14 protein-coding genes are annotated in these 19,839 nt (G+C 61.0%); 3 read left to right on the top strand and 11 right to left on the bottom strand.

The window, feature by feature from the left end; genetic code table 11:
* Positions 1-88: 88 nt before the first annotated feature.
* The 6 genes from PMI21_RS03255 to PMI21_RS03280 form a co-directional block, all read right to left on the bottom strand.
* Positions 89-2,512 (bottom strand): efflux RND transporter permease subunit, encoded by a 2,424-nt coding sequence (locus PMI21_RS03255; RefSeq protein WP_007941374.1) that lies wholly within the window; start codon positions 2,510-2,512, stop codon positions 89-91.
* Positions 2,513-2,564: 52 nt separating this feature from the next.
* Positions 2,565-3,665: a WD40/YVTN/BNR-like repeat-containing protein gene (locus PMI21_RS03260; protein ID WP_007941373.1), complete on the bottom strand. Its 1,101-nt coding sequence runs from the start codon at positions 3,663-3,665 to the stop codon at positions 2,565-2,567.
* Between the two features lie 71 nt (positions 3,666-3,736).
* Positions 3,737-5,098 carry a DUF1329 domain-containing protein gene (locus PMI21_RS03265; protein ID WP_007941371.1) on the bottom strand — a complete coding sequence of 454 codons (1,362 nt, stop codon included), beginning with the start codon at positions 5,096-5,098 and terminating at the stop codon, positions 3,737-3,739.
* A gap of 15 nt (positions 5,099-5,113) precedes the next feature.
* Positions 5,114-6,760, bottom strand: a complete 1,647-nt coding sequence (locus PMI21_RS03270) for a DUF1302 domain-containing protein (protein WP_007941369.1) — start codon at positions 6,758-6,760, stop codon at positions 5,114-5,116.
* Between the two features lie 79 nt (positions 6,761-6,839).
* Entirely contained in the window at positions 6,840-7,607 is a 768-nt protein-coding gene (locus tag PMI21_RS03275) for a coniferyl-alcohol dehydrogenase (RefSeq protein ID WP_007941367.1), read from the bottom strand.
* A gap of 73 nt (positions 7,608-7,680) precedes the next feature.
* Positions 7,681-9,156: a benzaldehyde dehydrogenase gene (locus PMI21_RS03280; protein WP_007941366.1), complete on the bottom strand. Its 1,476-nt coding sequence runs from the start codon at positions 9,154-9,156 to the stop codon at positions 7,681-7,683.
* A gap of 282 nt (positions 9,157-9,438) precedes the next feature.
* Between PMI21_RS03280 and PMI21_RS03285 the strand changes: the two genes are divergently transcribed.
* Positions 9,439-11,214: a sigma-54-dependent Fis family transcriptional regulator gene (locus tag PMI21_RS03285; RefSeq protein WP_007941365.1), complete on the top strand. Its 1,776-nt coding sequence runs from the start codon at positions 9,439-9,441 to the stop codon at positions 11,212-11,214.
* A gap of 323 nt (positions 11,215-11,537) precedes the next feature.
* Positions 11,538-12,149: a TetR/AcrR family transcriptional regulator gene (locus PMI21_RS03290; RefSeq protein WP_007941363.1), complete on the top strand. Its 612-nt coding sequence runs from the start codon at positions 11,538-11,540 to the stop codon at positions 12,147-12,149.
* A gap of 68 nt (positions 12,150-12,217) precedes the next feature.
* Here the strand turns inward: PMI21_RS03290 and PMI21_RS03295 are convergent, their stop codons facing one another.
* From PMI21_RS03295 to PMI21_RS03305, 3 genes are all read right to left on the bottom strand, one after another.
* The gene (locus PMI21_RS03295; protein ID WP_007941362.1) at positions 12,218-13,321 is read right to left on the bottom strand and encodes a polyamine ABC transporter substrate-binding protein; all 1,104 of its coding nucleotides are present in this window, start codon (positions 13,319-13,321) and stop codon (positions 12,218-12,220) included.
* A 39-nt stretch (positions 13,322-13,360) separates the two neighbouring features.
* On the bottom strand, positions 13,361-14,698 hold the full coding sequence (locus tag PMI21_RS03300) for a hypothetical protein (protein ID WP_007941361.1): 1,338 nt from the start codon (positions 14,696-14,698) through the stop codon (positions 13,361-13,363).
* Positions 14,699-14,815: 117 nt separating this feature from the next.
* Entirely contained in the window at positions 14,816-16,078 is a 1,263-nt protein-coding gene (locus PMI21_RS03305; RefSeq protein ID WP_007941359.1) for a serine hydrolase domain-containing protein, read from the bottom strand.
* A gap of 203 nt (positions 16,079-16,281) precedes the next feature.
* Here PMI21_RS03305 and PMI21_RS03310 point away from each other — a divergent pair, with 203 nt between their 5' ends.
* Positions 16,282-17,559: a flavohemoglobin expression-modulating QEGLA motif protein gene (locus tag PMI21_RS03310; RefSeq protein WP_007941358.1), complete on the top strand. Its 1,278-nt coding sequence runs from the start codon at positions 16,282-16,284 to the stop codon at positions 17,557-17,559.
* Between the two features lie 15 nt (positions 17,560-17,574).
* Here PMI21_RS03310 and PMI21_RS03315 read toward each other — a convergent pair whose 3' ends face one another.
* Together PMI21_RS03315 and PMI21_RS03320 are read right to left on the bottom strand one after the other, a co-directional pair.
* Complete coding sequence (locus PMI21_RS03315) at positions 17,575-18,360, bottom strand: ABC transporter ATP-binding protein (protein WP_007941357.1); 786 nt, start codon at positions 18,358-18,360, stop codon at positions 17,575-17,577.
* A 96-nt stretch (positions 18,361-18,456) separates the two neighbouring features.
* A complete protein-coding gene (locus PMI21_RS03320; protein WP_007941356.1) occupies positions 18,457-19,782 on the bottom strand; it encodes an ABC transporter substrate-binding protein in 1,326 nt (441 codons plus the stop codon).
* Between the last annotated feature and the right edge of the window lie 57 nt (positions 19,783-19,839).

Below are 19,839 nucleotides of genomic sequence, written 5' to 3'. Positions count from 1 at the left end.
CGGTCTGCCTGAAGTACCGCAAGTTCTGGTTTGACGACTGCTTCGCAGCCGAACGCAACCTCGCAGGCTCGGCAGCTGCTACAGCCCTTCAGCCCTCCTTGACCAACAGCCCATGCCGGCTCGCTTCAGGCTTTTTTGCGAAGACCTTCTGCGGCAACAGCAGCCAGGCCAGGGCTGGCAGCAGGATCAGGGCACCGAGCATGTTCACCAGGAACATGAACGCCAGCAGAATCCCCATGTCGGCCTGGAACTTGATCGGTGAGAACGCCCAGGTCGACACTGCGACCGCCAGGGTCATGCCGGTCAGCAACACCACTTTGCCGGTGAACAGCAGCGCCTGGTAATACGCCTGTGCCAGGGTGTCGCCGGCACGCATTCGAGCCAGGATCACACTCAAGACATACAGCGCGTAGTCGATGCCAATGCCCACGCCCAGTGCGATGACCGGCAGTGTCGCCACTTTCACGCCCATCCCCAATGCGACCATCAGCGCCTCGCACAGAATCGAGGTGAGCATCAGCGGCAGCATCGCGCAAAGGGTTGCGCGCCAGCTGCGGAAGGTCAGCAGGCATAACAGGCTGACCGCGCCGTAGACCCAGAACAGCATCTCGCGCATGGATTTTTTCACCACGATATTGGTCGCGGCTTCGATCCCGGCGCTGCCGGCGGCCAGCATGAATTTGACCTCTGGCACCTGATGTTCGCTGATGAATTTCTCGCTGGCCTCCACCACCCGATTCAGGGTATCGGCCTTGTGATCGGCCAGGTAAACGTACAGCGACAACATCGAGCAGCCCTGATTGAACAGCTCCCGCGGTGCTCGGGTTTGCACTGCGCCCAGGGCACCGTCGTTAGGGATCAGCTCATACCATTTGAAGTTGCCTTCGTTGTAACCGGCCGTGGCGATTTTGCTCAGCGCCGCCATCGAGGTGGTCGACTCCACGCCGGGCAATTGCTCCAGTCGCCAGGCCAACGCATCCACTGCCGACAGACTCGCGTAGCGGGTGCACTGATCTTCCGGAGTCTTGATCATGACCACGAAAATATCCGAGCTGGCCGCATAGTTCTGGGTCATGAACAGCGCATCACGGTTGTAGCGCGAGTCAGCCCGTAACTCCGGAGCGCCGGGATCGAGATCGCCGATCTTCAGGTGCAGACTCACGGCAAAACCGAACGCTGCCAGCAGCAGACCGCCCAGCATGGCGCCGATGGCCCAGCGCCGTTGGGTGAACAAATCGAGCACGCGCCACAACGGATGCTTGATCTGCGCCTGCAGCTCGGCGGTTTCCGAACTCAGGCTGCGTTGCGCCGCTGCCGGGCTGACACCGATATAGCTGAGCAGGATCGGCAGCAGAATCAGGTTGGTGAAGATCAGCACCGCCACGCCGAGGCTGGCGGTGATCGCCAGTTCCTGAATCACCCGGATATTGATCAGCAGCAACACGGCGAAGCCCACCGCATCGCAGAGCAACGCGGTCATGCCGGCAGCGAACAGTCGGCGGAAGGTATAACGCGCGGCCACCACCCGGTGGGTGCCGCGACCGACGTCCTGCATGATGCCGTTCATCTTCTGCGCGCCATGGCTCATGCCAATGGCGAACACCAGAAACGGCACCAGCGCCGAGTACGGGTCCAGCTCATAACCGAGGATGGCGAGCAGACCCAACTGCCAGAGCACCGCCACCAGCGAACAGGTCACCACAACCAGCGTGCTGCGCGCACAACGGGTGTAGCCAAACAGCACCAACACCGTCACCAGCACCGCCACCACGAAGAACAACAAGACTTGGGTCAATCCCTCGATCAGGTCGCCGACGATTTTGGTGAAACCGGTGATATGAATTCGCAGGTCGTCGCTCTGGTACTTGTCCCGCAGGGCTTCCAGTTGCCGGGAAAACTCGCCGTAGTCCAGCGCCTTGCCGGTCTGCGGACTGATGTCCAGCAACGGCACGAAGATCACACTGGACTTGAAGTTGCCGGCCACCAATTGACCGACTTCACCGGAGCGGGCGACGTTGGTCCGCACCTGTTCGATACTGGCCGCCGAGCCATCGTAGTCGTCGGGGATCACGGTGCCGCCATCGAGCCCCTCCTCGGTCACGGCGGTCCAGCGCGTGGTCGGGGTCCATAACGATTTCATGTAGGGCCGGTCGACACCCGGCAGCAGATAGAGCTCATCGTTGAGCCTGGCCAGGGTGTCGAGATAGTCCTTGGTGAAAATGCTGCCTTGTTTGACCTCCACGGCGATCCGCAGCGAGTTGCCCAGGCCGCTCAACTCACTGCGATTCTGCAGAAAGTTGGCGACATAGGGATGCCCCGTGGGAATGGTCTTCTCATAACTGGCATTGATGCCGATGCGCGTGGCTTGCCAGCCGAGCACCAGCGTCACCAGCAGACACAGCAGGATCACCAGCGGTCGATGGTTGAAGATCGCCCGCTCGGCGAAGTTGCCCGACGCCTGGTCGAAGTCTGCCAGGCGGCCGATCACGGTTTGGGGTTTGTCGTCTTTCAAGTCTGACTCCTGTTGCACGGGCCGTGGCCCGATAGCGCTACACCGTGAATATTCAAGGTTTGCCAGAGGCTCGTGGATCCTGGTCAGCGGCCACACCGCTCAAACCGACGCTGGCCAGACTGCCATCGGCCGCCTGTTGCACGGCCGCGACAGTGCCGCCGCTGCGGCTCTGGCGTTTGTCGAAGCTACGACCCTGGTCATGGCTGAATAAAAGTTCGCCGCCCTGGCTGGCCAACAGCAGGCTGCCATCGCGCAGTTCGATGGCGCTCGCCAGTGTTGATTCGATGCCGGTGTCGAGGCGTCGCCAACTGCCGCCACGGTCATCGGACCACCAGGCGTTACCGCGCAAACCGTAGGCAATCAAGGCGCCACCGCGAGTGCCGAGCAAGCCGAAAAAGCTGCCTTCATAAGGTGACTTCAAGGCCTGGAATGAATGCCCGGCATCGGTCGAACGCAACAGCAAACCGCGCTCCCCCACCAGCAGCAGATCGTTGCCCGAGGCACGGATGCCATACAGGTTCAGGCCCTGCGGATTGTCCACATGCTGCATCCACGGCTGCCAGCTTCGCCCGCCGTCGTCGGTACGGTAGATCTGGTTGTAGGCGCCAACGACGTAGCCGTGCAGGCGGTCACTGAAGTACAGGTCGAGAAACGGTTTGTCCGGTCCGTCGTCGAGCATCTGCCGGGCCTGCGCCAGGTTGCCGGCGCCGCCCGGTTGATCGGCATCGCGCTCAGCGGCCTGCACCGCCAGCGCGGCGGCGCGTTCACCGTCGAGTTGCTTGCGCCAGGTTTCACCACCGTCCTCGGTGTGCAACACCACGCCCAGATGACCGACCGCCCAGCCCTGCTCGGCATCGACGAATTGCACCGCCGTCAGGCTGACGCTGACCGGCACACTGGCCTGGCGCCAATGGATTCCAGCGTCATCCGAGAGCAGCACGATCCCGCGCTCGCCGACCGCCACCAGACGCTCGCCGGCCCGGGTCAGCCCAAGCAATGCCGCGCGCTGGGCCTTGGCGGTCGGCAGTGCCGGCTGCTGCAGTACTGCAAACGTGCTCGCCTGGGCGTTGAACACACACGCCATCAAACCCAATGCCAGGACGCAGGCGCCCCGGCGCAGGCCGAAGCCCGCATAGCGTTTTTGCCCCATCATGTCTTTATCCCACTCGCAAAGTCACAGGCGACCGCAGCGCGCACCCTCACCCGCCACGGCCTCCCTCAGGTTCAACGCATGTTTTCGTTGGCCATGGCATCCGGCGTGAAATAGGACGCCGAAGGTTTCGCGACCTTCTGGTACTGGACCGCCAGATCGTTGCTCGATGAGTTGAGGAAGTAGGCGCCGGTGTCGAGGTTGTAGCTGCCCCACATGACCTGCGCGGTGAGGGCCGGCAGGTCCGGCGCCAGCAGCGTCAGCGAATACATCTGCCGTCCGAGTTTGCCTTGGGCGTCATACCCGTCGGCCATCAGGATCTGCCAGGAGTCTTCGTCGATGTAGTAAGTGCGACGCGGCACCACATGGCGTTTGCCGGATTTGAGCGTGGCCTCGACCACCCACACCCGATGCTTCTCCCAACGCACCAGATCAGGATTGAGGAAGTTCTGTTTGACCAGGTCGTCGCTCTTGGCCAGGGCGGCGCGGTTATTGTTGTAGGCGACGATCAGTTCTTTCTTGCCCATCAGCTTGAGGTCATAGCGATCGGTAGGCCCGAACAGCATGAACGCTTCGTCGAACAGACCGACCCCCGAGGTCACGAAGTCCGGAGTGTCGTAGGCGATGTTCGGCGCCCGACGCACCCGGCGCTGACCGACCAGATACTGCCAGGCCGCACGGTTGGCCGGGTCCAGGTCCCAATGGGTCATCAGGTCTTCACCGGCCTTGGACGACGGCAACTCGGTCAGCAGCTTGCCCACCAGGTACTTGCCGGAAAAGTTTTCCAGGCTGCCGCCTTCGACGTAGTAGGGAAACTGGTAGGTGTACTGGGCTCGGGTCGCCTGGACTTTCTTGCCGCCGGCGGTCATCAGCCAGGTATCGAATGGCGAGCTGATGGTGTCGCCGCCCTGCCAGGACAACCGATAGTTCCACAGCACCTGCGTACCGTTTTCCGGGATCGGGAACGGGATGCCGCCATAGGCGCCGGCGACTTTCTCGCTCGCCACATCCAGCGTGGCGCGGGTGGCATTCTTGCCGGTGTTGTCATAGACCCATTGCGGGGCTGCCGCCGAGCGATGGGTCGGGTACACGTCCAGACGATAGTCCGGGTATTTCTTCAGCAGCAGTTTGGTACCTTCGGCCAGTTCGCTGGCGTACTGCTCCATGTTCGAGGCCTTGATCGAATACAGCGGTTTCTCGCCGGCAAATGGATCGGGACGTTTGTCACCCGGCTTGTAGCCCGGCGCGACCTTGGTGTAACCGCCCTGCCAGGCCGGGATGCTGCCATCGGCATTGCCGGCGCGCTCGCCACCAAGGGGTGTCAGTTCAGACTTCAAACGTGCAGCCTGCTCAGGCGACACCGTCGCCTGCGCCAGACTCATGCCAGCAAGGGCCAGGGTGAGGACGCAAGTGTTGAGAAATGCTTTGTTCTGCATGGCGAATCCACCTTATTAGAATGAGGTTTTCACGTAGAGCGAGACGAAGTCGCGGTCGGCCAACGACTGCCCGTAACTGAAATTGCCGTCCTCGCGCAGCCCGGCTTTCGGGGCGCCGAAGAAGTTCACGTAGTTCAGCCCGACATCCCAGCGCTGCAAGTAAGTGGCCTTGAGCCCGACACTCCAGTCGCCGGAATGGGTATTGCCGAAGCCCGATTTGTTGACCGCCGAAGAGCGCCCATCGAGTACCACACCCATGCCGATCGGCACGGTCAGGTCGATCCCGTCGACAATCTGGAAGTACGCCGGCTCCACCAATACCCGCAGCGCCGTGGCATCGCGGGTGGTGTTGGAGTCCAGTGCGGCGGCGTTCTCGGTCACGCTCAGGGTGCGGTTCCAGGCCAATTCGGCCAGTGCCGAGCCGCCGTCCCAAAATGCGGTGGGCGATAACAGGTAAATCGCCGACAGGTTGGCGTGAGCGGTTTTACCCCTGGCAAACAGGGCATCATCGCCGCCATCGGCCGCCGTGCCAGGGGTCACCACTTGCAGATTGCTCACCAGCGGCGCATTCCAGCGCACGGAGGTTTCACCGGCAAAGTTGAACGGCCCATAAGCGGTGGAGAAGCTGACGCCGGCAGTCTTGATGTCTTCGGCGTAGACCTGACGATAAGAACTGAGGATTGGCAGCCCGGTGGCCGCCGCAGCCGCACCGTCGAGGTAGGCGTACAGGCCGGTCGGGGTTTTGTCGTGATACTGCGCAGCGTAGAAACCCAGCTCCAGCTCGGTGCCGGTCGGTTTGAAGCGGATCTGCATACCGCCCTGCCCCGAATTTCGCGGTTTCAAATCGCCGCCATTCACCGTGTCGTTGCCGAACACTTCGCGCAGCGAACCGCTGCCGTGACCGATGGCATCGACATCGCTCAGGTAGCTGCCGGCGCCGGGCACATTGGAACGTTCCCACTCGAACTGGTAGTAAGCGCCCACCGACAGCTGCGGGTTGATCTGCAACTGCCCGGAGATCTGATTGACCGGACGCAGGATCTCCTTGAACTGGGTCCCCGGCACGCTGAGCAACTTGACCACATCGGTCGGACCCTGGGCATTGGCAATGCCGTTGCCACCGTAGAACAGGCTTTCGCCGTAGATCAGGCTGTGTCGGCCCAGACGCATCACGCCCTGGGAGTCTTCACCGAGGTCACCGCGCAGGAACACAAAGGCGTCGAGAATTTCCGCGTCGCGACCATGGAGCTTGCGGGTTTCGCTGAGGAAATACGTTTGCTCGCTGCTGTCGGTGTCCTGGTTGTAGATATCGTCGTACCAGGCCGCGCCGCTCACGCGCAGCCCATAGTTTTGCCGGCTGAGGTCCATTTCGGAAAACAGGTCCAGACGATTGGAGACCAGGCCACTGCTGAAGTTTTTATCGCCCTGACTCTGGATCGAGGGGTACAGACCGTTGGCGGTCGGCGCGTTGACCAATCGGCTGTCCTGCCCCTGCAGGCGCCAGGCCTGGCTGTACTTGATGGTGTTGTCCCAACGCAGTTTCCAGTCGGAATCACCAAGGTCCATTTGCATGGCCTCGACCCTTTCGACCATCACACCGGCGCTGCATAACGCCAGGAACAGGGTGCAATGTTTGAAACGAAAGCAACGTTTAATGTCCATGGACGCTCCTCATTATTTTTATTTTTGGCATGGCTTCGCCACAGGTAGCGGCTTGCGCCGCTGTCTACAGGTGTGCATTTCAGATGTAGGTGGAGGCCAACCCGCCATCGACTGCCAGGTTGACGCCGTTGATCCAGCGCGACTCGTCGGCACACAGGAAAGCGATCACCGCCGCCACCTCATCGGCATAACCGGGGCGTTTCATACGATGGGCATCGGCCTGGGTTCGGGCCTCACCGAGCATGCTCACGAAGTCGCCGAGGATCGGCGTGAAAACCGGACCTGGCGCGACGCTGTTCATGCGTACCGAATGTTCAAGAAACCAGGGTTGGGCCTGCAGGTAATTCCAGACGATCAAGGCTTCCTTGAAATACTGGTAGCAGGTCTGGTCCGGTACCGGGTGTTCGGCCAGCCAGGCTTGCCCGGCGGCGAAACCTTCGATGCGCGCCAACGCCTTGTGCTGTTCCAGACGTAACGGCCACTCGGCGCCGAGGATCGAGGCGATATTGACGATGCTGCCGCCAGCGTTGATGCGTGGCAGCAACGCGCTGCTCAAGTGGCGCAATCCCAGGTAGTTGACCCGCGCCAGCAGTTGCGGGTTTGCAGTGCCCGGCACCCCGGCGATATTGCACAGGCTGTCGATCTGCGCCGGTAACTGCGCCAACAGCCGGTCGATGTTCTCTGCACTGCTCAGATCGCCCTGGACAAAACCGTCCAGGGTCATGTGTGGAGCCTTCAGGTCCACGCCAATCACCTGAGCGCCGTGGCTGCGCAGCAGGCTTGCCGTGGCGGCGCCGATACCCGATGAGACGCCGGTCACCAGCACAATCTTGTTGTCGAGTTTCATGTTGAGTCCTCTTATTATTTTTGTGTACTCGGTGGGCCGACCTGCCTTGTCGACCCGGTAAAAGACCGGCCCGTCAGAACGGGTAACACGGCGCCTTATCCTTGACCGTCACCCATTGCCATTGGGTGTATTCATCCCAGTCGGCCGGGCCGCCAACGCTGCCGGCATTTCCTGAGCTGCCACGTCCGCCGAAGGGATTGATGCATTCGTCGGCCACCGTCTGGTCGTTGATGTGCAGCAGACCGCAATTGAGTTGCTCGCCCATCGCCATCGCGTGCCCGACCGAAGGCGAAATGATCCCGGCGGACAAGCCATACTCGGTGCGGTTGGCCAGGTCGATGGCCTCATCGTCGCTGGCAAAGCTCACCACTGTGGCCACCGGGCCAAAGATTTCCTCGTCGAATGCGCGCATGCCGGGGCGCACGCCGGAAAGTACTGTGGGTTGGTAGAAGAGCCGTTCAAACTCGCCGCCGGCTTCCAGCGTTGCCCCGGCCGCCACGCTCTCCGTGACGATTTCATGCACTCGCAACAACTGGTGCTTGTTGATCAGCGGCCCCAGCACCGCCTCGCCGCGAGCGGCATTACCGACCGTGATTGCCCGTGCCTTTTCTGCCAGCCGACGGACCAGCTCTTGCGCAATCGACTCATGGGCCAGGATGCGTCCCGTAGCCATGCAGATCTGGCCCTGATGCAGCCAGGCCCCCCAGGCGGCATTGCTGGCCGCCAGTTCGAGATCGGCATCTTCGAGCACGATCAACGAGTTCTTGCCGCCCAGCTCCAGGGCGACTTTTTTCAGATGACGCCCGGCCAGCTCCGCGACCTTGCGCCCCGCAGCGGTGGAGCCGGTGAACGCGATCATCCGCACATGCGGGTCGCGGCACAGCGCCTCACCGGCCGCTGCGGCCCCCGGCAACACCTGCAACAACCCCTTGGGCAGACCGGCCGCCTCGAACAACCGAGCAATGATGAAACCGCCACTGACCGGGGTCTGCGGATCGGGCTTGAGCACCACGGCATTGCCCGCCGCCAGCGCCGGCGCCACCGAACGCAGGGACAGCACCAGCGGGAAGTTGAACGGCGAGATCACCCCGACCACGCCATGGGGCAAGCGGCGTGCATAGGACAAGCGCCCCGCTTCGCTCGGCAGAACCAGACCATGGGGTTGCGACAGCAGCCCGGCCGCCTGATGCAGCAACACGATCGCCTCGCGGACCTCATGTTCACCCTTGAACAGGCTGCCGCCGCTTTCCCGGGCGATGTACAACGCCAGTTCGGCAATGTGTTGCTGGGCCAGTGCGGCAGCTTTACGAAAGATCTCTGCGCGTTCCCGTGGCCCCAATGCCGCCCAGGCCGGTTGAACACGAGCGGCGTTCAGGCTGGCAAACGCGATGTCCGCAGCATCAGCCAAACCGGTGACGGTCAACACCTCGCCGGTGGCCGGTTCGATGACGCTATGGCTGCCGCCCAATGGACGTAGCCAGTCGCCATTGAAGATGCGTTCACGCCATGGCTCGTCCCGCAGAAAATCAGATGGTTCACTTACCGACATTTCGGTCTCCCGGCTCTTATGTTTGTCATTGCCTGACGCGGCCTTGCTAAAACGATGCAAAGCGTCTGCGTGGTGAAAGCAGTAGAGCAAGGGCTGTGCCGACTTCCTGCGTTGTGCCGCATTTCAGGTGGCGAAGGCTCTGGCCTGCGGGCTTTAGAGGGGCGCTTGTGAATAGGCCAAGGTGCTTGGCAGCTCGCCTATTGTCCAAATGATAAAGTTATGTTTAATAACTGTTTTGCTGATTGATCATTTCGATCAGTCGACTCGCTCAGGGGCATAACAATGAACAATCCCCATTCGCTGCTTCCTCATCTCGCGGTGCAGGAGGAGCATTTCTCGCCCCGAGGAGACAGTACCCAATTGGCCGAAGGCAACTCACCAACCCTGGCCGAGTTGACCGAATGCCTGTTCTTTTCCCCTGTTGACGGACGTATCTGGCTCAACGACCAGCGCATGCTGCTATTGCACAGCTCATCTTTCGGCGCACTGCGACGCGAAATTATCGAGCGCCAGGGACTGGAACAGACCCGTGGCCTGTTTACCCGCACCGGCTATCTCTCCGGCGCACGCGATGCGCGATTGATCCGCGAGCGCTGGCCAGACGCCGACGCCGCGGCAGTTTTCTCGGCCGGCACGCGTCTGCATACACTCGAAGGAATGACCAAGGTCGAGCCCCTGCACTTCAAATTCGACGCCGACTCCGGCTTCTACGAAGGTGAATTCCTCTGGCACCATTCCTGTGAGGCCGATGAACATATCGCCGCCTTCGGCATCGGTCAGGATCCGGTGTGCTGGACTGAACTGGGCTATGCCATCGGCTACGTCAGCGGGCTGTTCGGCCGTCTGGTGATCTTCCGCGAGACCGAATGCCGGGGCATGGGCCATGAGAGCTGCCGGGTGATCGGCAAGACCGCCGAGCAATGGGGCGATGTCGAACAGGACCTCAGCTATCTCACCGCCTCGCCCTCCAGCGTCGTCCCCAGTCAGCGCTCAACCCCTGCGTCCGCCCCCCTGGAAGACGACAGCGAAATACCCGGCGGGCAAAAACCCATTGGCGCCAGCGCGGCCTTCAATGCCGCTACCCTCGCCTTGCAGCGCGTAGCGCCGACGCCCGCCACAGTGTTGTTCAGCGGCGAGTCCGGGGTCGGCAAAGAGTTGTTCGCCCGTCAGTTGCATCAGTTCAGCCCGCGCCATCAAGCACCTTTCGTGGCGCTCAACTGCGCCGCCATCCCGGATAATCTGATCGAGGCTGAACTGTTCGGTGTCGAGCGTGGCGCCTACACCGGCGCGACCCATTCGCGCCCCGGACGCTTCGAACGCGCCCAGGGCGGCACCCTGTTTCTCGACGAAATCGCCAGTCTCAGCCTGCCGGGCCAAGGCAAGTTGCTGCGTGCATTGCAGGAGCGGGAGATCGAGCGCATCGGCGGTGGCCAGCCCATCAAGGTCGACGTCCGGGTGGTGGCGGCCACCAATGTCGACCTGCGCAAAGCCGTGGCGGCCGGAGACTTTCGCGAAGACTTGTTCTACCGGCTGAATGTCTACCCCATCATGCTGCCGCCACTGCGCGAACGTCGCGACGACATTCCATTGCTGGTCAACGCGTTCCTGCGGCGCTTCTGTCAGGCCTACGGCCGCAAACCCGCCGGCCTGACCATGCGCGCACTCAAGGTGTTGTTGCGCTATGACTTTCCCGGCAACGTACGGGAATTGCAGAACCTGGTGGAGCGCGGCCTGATCGCCAGCGAAGACGGCCAGGCCATCGACCTGGTCCACCTGTTTCGCAACGAACCGATGCCGCAGGAGGCGTACTCGCTGGACGACAATGGCAGCCTCGCCGCCACCGACCACAGCCCCTCCGACTCACAGCCTCGCCCAGCCTTGCTGGAAACCCTGGCTCGTCTGGAAGACGGCTTCTCCATTGAAGGACTGGAGTCGCGCCTGATCGATGAAGCGCTGCAAAAAAGCCAAGGCAATCTGGCCGCTGCCGCGCGACTGCTGGGGTTGAGTCGTGCGCAGTTTGCCTATCGACTGAAAAAATACCGACAGGCATCGGCTTGATTCGCACTACAGAAATTATCGCTTTAAAAATTTTACCCAATTAAGTATTTTGCAGAGATATTTGGGCGACCTGTGCCCTAATGCCTGTCAGTTAAGCCGCAATGCAATCTGTAGCAGCTGGCGAAGCCTGCGTTCGGCTGCGCAGCAGTCGTAAAACCAGAGATTGCGGTGCATCAGGCAGACGGTATCAACCGGATTCACGACTGCTGCGCAGCCGAACGCAGGCTTCGCCAGCTGCTACAGGGAGTGAGTCGTAGCTGATGTTGCTTAACTGACAGGCATTAGGCATGTGCCCTCCTTTTTCATAGCGACAAGGATCTCCCGTGAGCGGACTGCGTGAACGCCAGAAAGTCGAACGACGCCAAGCCATCAGCAAGGCGGCGATCGAACTGTTCGAGCGTCAAGGTTTCCAGAACACTACCATTGAACAGATCGCCAGCCAGGCTGGGGTGTCGGCGCCCACCGTGTTCAAGTACTTCGGCAACAAACAGGAAATCATCCTGGAAATCCTGCACGACGCCGACCAGCGTGCGCTCAAGGACACCCGCAGCCAGATTCCTGAAATTGAAGATCCGGTCGAGGCCCTGTGCTACCTGGAGCGCCTGCTGACCGGTTACGCCCTGGAAGTTATGCATCCCAGCCTCTGGCGTGAACTGTTGCCGTTGATTCTGTTTGGTGGTGATAACGGACTGCCCGAAGGTTATCGGGCCATGAACGATGCGCTCAGGGCCGAAATCAGCGGGTTGCTCAGAGAACTGCAGCAGGCCGGCAAGCTGCGCGCCGACCTCAACGTCGACCTGGCCGCCTTCCTGTTGAACGACTACTCACACCTGCTGTTGTTCAGGCTGGTTAACCAGGAGCAGCCGGACATCGAGTCACACTCCGCCCAGGTAAGGCGTATCACCGAACTGCTGTTTTACGGAATGCAGGCCTGAGAACGCCAGCCTCCTCCAAGACTGGCTGCATGCGGCGAGCCCGGCGTCGCGACGCCGGGCCACAATGATCAGCGATTGGTCTTGATGGTGGTCCAGGTGCGAGTGCGGATCCGCTCCACGGCTGCCGGCATAGGCTCCAAAGCGAACAGTGTTTTGCGCGCTTCGTCCGGCACATACATGTTGGGGTTATTACGGATGTCGGCGTTCACCAGCGCGGTGGCGTCCTTGTTCGGATTGGGGTAACCGATCTTGTTGCTGATCCGGGCAATGACGTCAGGGCGCAGGATGTAGTTGATGAACTCATGGGCCTCTTTGGTATGGGGGGCGTTGGTCGGCACCATCATCACGTCCGACCACATCGGCGCACCTTCCTTGGGTAACGCCATCTCGACCTTGACGCCCTTGCCGGCGGCATCGGCCAGTTGCTTGGCCAGCGCCACGCCGCCCGACCAGCCGACGGCTACGCAGATGTCACCGTTGGCCAGGTCCATGCCGTAGCGTGAGGAATTGAAGTAGGTGATGTGCGGGCGAATCTTCATCATCGCCGCCTGGGCCTGCGGGTAGTCCTCGCGCTTCTGACTGTTGGGGTCGAGGCCCTTGTAGTGCAAGGCAATAGGCACGATTTCGTTGGCCGCGTCGAGGAAACCGACGCCGCAACTGGCCAGCTTGGCGAGGTTCTCTTCCTTGAAGATCATGTCCCACGTGTTCATCTGCACATTGGCGCCCAGGACTTGCTTAACCTTGTCGACGTTGTAGCCGATCAGCGTGGTGCCCCATAGGTACGGTGCCGCGAAGCGGTTGCCCGTATCACCCGCGGCTTCCAGGGTTTTCATGAATTCCGGGTCCAGGTGCTGCCAGTTCGGCAGCTGGCTGCGGTCCAGCGGCTGGACAGCACCGGCGGTGATCAGGTGACTCAGGTTGGCGCTACCGGGGTACACCACGTCATACCCGGAATTGCCGGTCAGCAGTTTGGACTCCAGGGTTTCGACACTGTCAAAAACGTCGTAGACCGGACGGATGCCCGTTTCCTCCTGGAAGCTCTTGAGCACCTCAGGTGGCAGGTATTCGATCCAGTTGTAGATCCGCACCGTGCGCTCTTCAGCCAGGCACACACCGCTGGCCAGCAACGACACTACAGCGCCCAATAAGGTGTTACGCAAAAACGTGTTCATGGTGAAGCACTCCTGCGCGGCCGCGAAGGCTCGCGGCACTTAATAGCGGTAGGTGAAGTACAGTTCCAGCGCGCTGAATTTCTGGTCATCGCCGAACACCTGTTTGGCAGCGGCCAGCGGCTTGACCCAGTTATAGGAGAGTGACGTATAGAACGATGGCGTCGGGGTCCAGTCGAGGAAAACCACACTCTCGTCCGCAAATCGCCGATCACTGACCGGCGCACCCATGTAGTTTTTCTCATCCAGCCAGAACTGATAGTGGATCGCGCCGAGGGTCAGCGTCTCATTGAGATGGGTCTTGAGCGAGAACTGTTGAACGTTTTCGTTGCTGTTGAACAGCAGGTAGTTGCCGACGACATCCCCCACCAGCCAGGTGCTCCAGTCGACGAAGCCCTTGCTCAATGACTCCCAGGCTTTTTGCCGGTTGTCGGCGAGGTTGTCGTCGCCGGAAAAACTGGCGTAGCGATAGCCGATCACCGGGGTCAGCGGCAACGTGTTGAAGGCGTAATCCGCCTGGCCGTACCAGGCGTTGGCATCGTAATCCACGCCTTCACCACTACCCCGCTCCACGGCGTACTCGGCATTCAGGGTCAGGTCCGGCACACCCGGTACTTTGGCCTTCAACGCACGCACGTTGTACACCTGCATCCCGTCCCGGCGTCGTGGCAGTGTACTGCCCTTGGGCCCCAGCGCATTGACCTTCATCGCCATGGCCCCCAGCGTCACCTGGTCATCGAGGTTGTAATCCAGGTTAGCGCCGGTCATGCGGAAGTCGCCCAGATCATCGTCGGTGCGCAAGGTGAAGGCCTGGGTCTTCAATGCGCCATGATCCCAGGCCAGAATGGCCGAATCCTTGAAGGCGGTCCTGGGGCCAAGCCAGTAGGCGCCGTCCTTGAGTTGGTCGAGGTTACCGTCCATGACGATGAAGCCCGTCCCGATCATGTAGTTCTGGCGACCGGCAGTCAGCGTCCACTCGCCGGCCCGGAAACCGCCGTAGAGTTCTTCGGTGGCCACGTCGCCATCAGAGCTTCGGGTGAAGCCGCCGGCATCGCCATCGCCAAAGGTGGTCGCCGCCACCAGCGAACCACCAGCCAACAGGCTGAAGTCTGGCTGCAGGGCGTATTCCAGCTTGACGCCGGGCTTGACGTAGAGCTCCTGCCAGTCGATTTTCGTACCGTCCTTCTTGCCACTGCGCGCATCGACGCGGCCGCTGCCGAAGTTGACGTTACGGGTGGAAAGGGTCGCACCGCCGGCGGTGAAGTTGACCTCACCCTTGAGGTTGCCATCCTCGAAGGTGTAGCCCGCCAGCGCGACTTGGGCGGTCAGGGGTAAGCCGACCGCTAAGAGCGTTCGAGAGAAACGCGTCATGAAAACCATATGAAGCTCCTGTGTGATTATTGTTGTTACAGGGCAGTGAATGGCGGCGCAGAGCGCCGCCAACACCTGGCCGAGCCAGGCGAATAGGACGCAAATTTCTTGTCTTTATGGGGTGTTTCAGTGGCGAAGGTGCGCGGCGATGGCACGCAGCATGCGCACGCTGTCAGCATCGAACGGGCTGACAGCCTCGGTCAGCGATGACTGCTTGACGATCACCACACCGGACGGCTTATCGACGAACAGGTATTGGCCGTGGATACCACCGGCCATGATCGCCTGGCTGTGGTCGTTGAAGACGTACCACTGGCTGCGGTAGGAAGCGTCAGGAGTCCATTGGGAGAACTCGGAATTTTTGGCGTAGATCGCCGGATCGGAGCCGGCAGCGATGCGTGCAACCGTCTCGGTCGACAGCAACTGCAACCCCTCATGGCGACCGTCGTTGGCCAGCAGCCGACCGAACCGCGCCATGTCTCGCAAGGTGGCGTTGAAACCGGCACCGGCAACGCTGCGCCCCCAAGGGTCGGCCATGAAGTAGCCGTCGCGCTCACACCCCAACTGGCTCCAGAGGTCTTGCAGCAATTGATTGCAGGCCTTGCCCGAGGCGCGCTCCATGACCCAGGCCAGGGCCTCGGTGGTGGCGGTCACGTAATGGAAAAAGCCGCCGTGGCTGCCGCGTTTTTTCAGCGACGGCAGGTACTGATACAGCGACTCGAACTGAGCGTACTGCGCAGGTGCCGGCTGGAAACCGCAGGCGTAGCCGTACTGCGAACTTTCGGAGTTGGGATCGTCATAGACTTCGCTGTAGTCGATACCCACGGCCATGTCGAACAGCTGGCGCACCGTGGCATCGCCAAACGCGCTGCCCAATAGTTCGGGCACGTAATACGCCGCCGGCAACTCTGGATTGAGGATGCCATCGCAGACCAGTTGCTCCCCCAGGGTGCCGATCAGCGACTTGGTCACCGAGAACATGACGTGCCGGTCGCGGGAACGCTGGCCGTTGAAGTAACGCTCGAACAGCACGGTGTCGCCCTGCATCACCAAGAAAGCGTCGGTCTGACTGGCCACCAGGTGATCGATGACACTGACGCTCAAACCACACTCACTGTCGAAGTGCAGTTCATCCAGCGCTTGCGGTGCTTCCTTCAGGACACTGACCGGTCCGCCACCCGCCTCCACATCAATGGAGGGGCGCAGGCGCGCCAGATTGCGGAACCCCCACTGATTGAACGGTGGACGCATCCAGTTGTTCCAGGTGACGCGGCGTTTTGGCTCGGCCGGAAAACCCTGCATAAACAAAGGCGCCGAGCGCCTGTCAAGTGACGCTTCATTCGTCTCGATGTAAAGATTGGCCAGCAACGGCACGGTGTTCTGACTCATCGGGTTTCCCCTGAAAAATGACTCTGCGTGAGAGCAGATGCAGGGAAATAATTACCCGGTATTATTTTTTAGTCAATAAAACATTTTGCAGATTAAAATGTTTATAACCCCTGCCGACAGCAGGTCCCTTGATCAGTCACAACGCAATACGTCGGCAACGACTAAGCTGTTTCGAGTGAACCTCGTCTCTCAAGGGGATCTCCATGAGCGCCGCCTCCCTGTCTGAACTCGATGCCGCTCTGCCCGGTTTGGCCCGCAAGATCCGCGTGCTGGATGCCCTGTCTTGGCCGGATGGCGTCGAGGAAGTCTTCCTCGCGCATTGGCGCGGCGGGAAAGCAGAATTGCCCAGAGTCGAATTGCGCCCACGCGAGCACAGCGCCGACATCGCCGCCCTGGAAGCCTTTATCGGCCGATGCGATGAGGGGCATCCGGCCGGGAATTACCTCGCCATGACCGCGCGTAGCTATGCCACGGCTGGACGCATGCTGGGTGCCATCGGCACTCCCGCCTTTACTCAATACTCGTCAGCGCTGTACCGGCGCCCGGATTTCTATTATCAGAGCCAGAACCTGAGCATGCTGGACGCGGCCCGTTTCTTCCTCAAGACCACCGACGCCCTTCTGGGCGGTGCCCGGATTCCGCCGAGTCAGGCCGAGATCCCGGCCGAGGCCTTCGCCGCCTGGATGCAGCCGGAACTGGACCGCTTCTTCGGCGCAGGCCGGATCACGGTCATTCTCGACCCGACCCTGGCCGCCAAGGCCATCGCCGGTACGAACCGTATACGCCTACGTGCCAGCGCTCTGTTCTCGGAACTGGACAAGAATCAGTTATTGCACCACGAGGCCTTCGTGCATGTCGCCACGGCACAAAACGGCGCGCTCCAACCCAACCTCAAAAGCCTGGGCCTGGGGGCGCCACGCACGACTCAGACTCAGGAGGGCATTGCCACCCTGGCAGAACTGTTCACCGGCAGCATGGATATCAACCGCTTGCGTCGCCTTGCCCTGCGCGTGCTTGCGGTCCAGCAGGCGCTGGATGGCGCCGATTTCATCCAGGTATTCGAAGGGTTTCTTGCTGCCGGTCAGTCGCAAGAGGAGTCCTTCCGCTCAACCCAACGGATTTTCCGCGGCGCCGACCTGCATGGCGGTTCGGCGTTTACCAAGGATGCCGCTTACCTGACCGGTTTGCTCGCCGTCCATACCCTGTTGCGCATCGCGATCCGCGACAACCGGCCGGAATTGGTGGGCCATTTGTTTGCGGGGCGCCTCAGTCTGGGTGATACCGTACGCTTGGCTCCACTTTTCGAATCCGGCTGGCTCCAGAGTCCAATCCATCTACCGGCCTGGGCCTCCGATCTGCGTCTACTCGCCGCTAACCTGGCCTTCTCTGCTTTTATCGCCCGGATAAAGCTGGATGTGCTCGATCTGGAGGTGCTCATGGCATTTGCAGACGAACACGAAACCGATGCCAGCGCCATGTGATCGCGGACCCATGCACTACAAGCTCCATGAACCGGGTGACTGGGCGCTCGACACGGCGCTGCCCCCCAGGTAGAAATCCTGAATATCACTGCGCGCTGCCAACTGCTCGGCCGTGCCTTCGCTGACGACCCGGCCGCTTTCCAGCACGTAGCCGTACCGGGCATAACGCAGGGCCAGGTTGATGTTCTGCTCGGCAATCAAAAAGCTCACGCCATCGCGCTGATTGAGCTGATGGATAATCTCGAAGATCTCCTCGACGATCTGCGGCGCCAGCCCCATCGAAGGTTCGTCCAGCAGCACCAGTTGTGGCCGGGCCATCAATGCCCGGCCAAGCGCAACCATCTGCTGTTCACCGCCAGAGGTGTAGCCGGCCAGGCTTTTGCGCCGCAGCTTGAGTCGCGGAAACTGGCTGTAAATACGCTCCAGATCAGCCTTCAGTTGCCCAAGGGACACCTGACGCGCAAGGGCGCCCGTCAGCAGGTTTTCCTCCACGGTCAGTTGGGCAAAGCAATGCCGGCCTTCCAGCACCTGCACCAGTCCTCTGGCCACCAGGCTATGGGGCGTACTGCGGGTGACATCCTGACCTCGATAAAGAATCCGCCCCTGCACCACCTCGCCCCGCTCGGCCCTCACCAGATTGGACGCGGCCTTCAACGTGGTGCTTTTGCCAGCACCGTTAGCCCCCAGCAACACCACGATCTGCCCTTGCGGCACCGCCAGGGATATCCCGCGCACGGCGAGGATTGCCTGCTCATAAAGGACTTCAATTGCGTCGATCTGCAAGATCGGTACATGGTTCATGCTGCTCTTCCTCCCCCCAAAAAAATGACTGGACACCTGCCTGATGCCAGTCAGTCAAGCCAGTGCCTACAGCGCGCCACACGTCCGATTCACCTCTCAGCTGTCCTGGCTGCAATCGCGCGGCGTGATGCCCTTTTCCTTGGCGTACTGGTGCGACGAGGCTTCGATGATCGGCCTGAGCAAGGCACGGTCGGCCTGCACCCAGTCACTGATCAGTTTCCACTGGTTGCCATCCCACTGCTGGAAGCGCACCGCACCGCCCCCTTCATGGTCCGAGCACGACAGCTGCAAGGGTTGCACCAGGCCCAGCGCACCCAGCGCCTTGAGGCGCGCATCGTCCAGCTTGAGGTGCTCGAAGCCCCAGCGCACCTGCTCGCCGGTGAGCGGTTGATTGCCGAATTTCGCCTGGGCAATGCGCACGGCTTCGACATTGAGAATGCCGTTCACCACGCCGAGGTTGTAATACACGGTACCGAAGCGTTTCGGATCGGCCAGGTCACCATTGCCCTTGGCTACCACCTGCTGCTGGATGCCTTGCAGGACCGGGAAATCGGTGCCCGAGGGGTGCGTGGTGATCGCGATAAAGCCTTTGGCGGCGGCACCGGCCGGGAGAGCATCGTCCTCGGAATTGCTCCAGATGTTGCCGATGATGTGATCCGCCGGGAAGCCGACTTTCTGCGCGGTTTTCAACGCCACCGGGTTCATCACGCCCCAGCCGCGCAGAATCACCCAGTCGGGTTTTTCCCGGCGAATGTTGAGCCATTGCGACTGCTGCTCGTTACCTGGATGGGGCACTTCCAGCAGGGTCAGCTTGAACCCGTACTTGTCGGCCAGGGTCTGCAACACCTCGTTGGTTTCCTTGCCGTAGGGCGATCCGTGATACAGGGTGACGATCTTCTTGCCCTTGAGCTGGTCCAGGCCACCGGCCTGCTGGCCGATGTAGTTGATGATCGCCGACACCTCGGAATACGGGTTCAACTGCAAGGGGAAGGCATAGGGGAACACGCTGCCGTCAGTGGAATCGGTGCGACCGTGGTTGATGGTAATCAACGGCAGTTTGTCCGCGGTCGAGCGCTCCAGGGTGGCATAGGCAATGCCCACCGACAGCGGGTTGGTAGCGGTGGCAGGCGCGCCATTGAGGCCTTTTTTCAGGCGTTCGTAGCACTCCACCCCCTTTTCGACCACGTACTCGGTTTCGCACTCGCTCCAGGTCAGCTTGACGCCGTTGACCCCGCCATTGGCATTGACGTACTTGAGGTAGTCGATAAAACCACCAAAAAACCCGGTTCCGCCGGCCGCGTAAGGCCCGACTCGATAGCTCTGCAGCGGGAAGTACTGTTCGTTATTCGCCTGCGCAGTCAATGTGGCAGCGCTAAGGCTGACAGCCAGGGCGAGGCTACTGAGTAGAGATCGTTTCAACATCAATGTTTTCCTTATCAAGTAATGAAGCAATCAAGTGAAGGGCCACTCAAAGGGATT

It is taken from the genome of Pseudomonas sp. GM18, from assembly GCF_000282195.1.
GTDB lineage: Bacteria > Pseudomonadota > Gammaproteobacteria > Pseudomonadales > Pseudomonadaceae > Aquipseudomonas.
The sequence above is the reverse complement of the archived record's forward strand: the minus strand, read 5'-3'. Positions and strand labels throughout refer to the sequence as shown.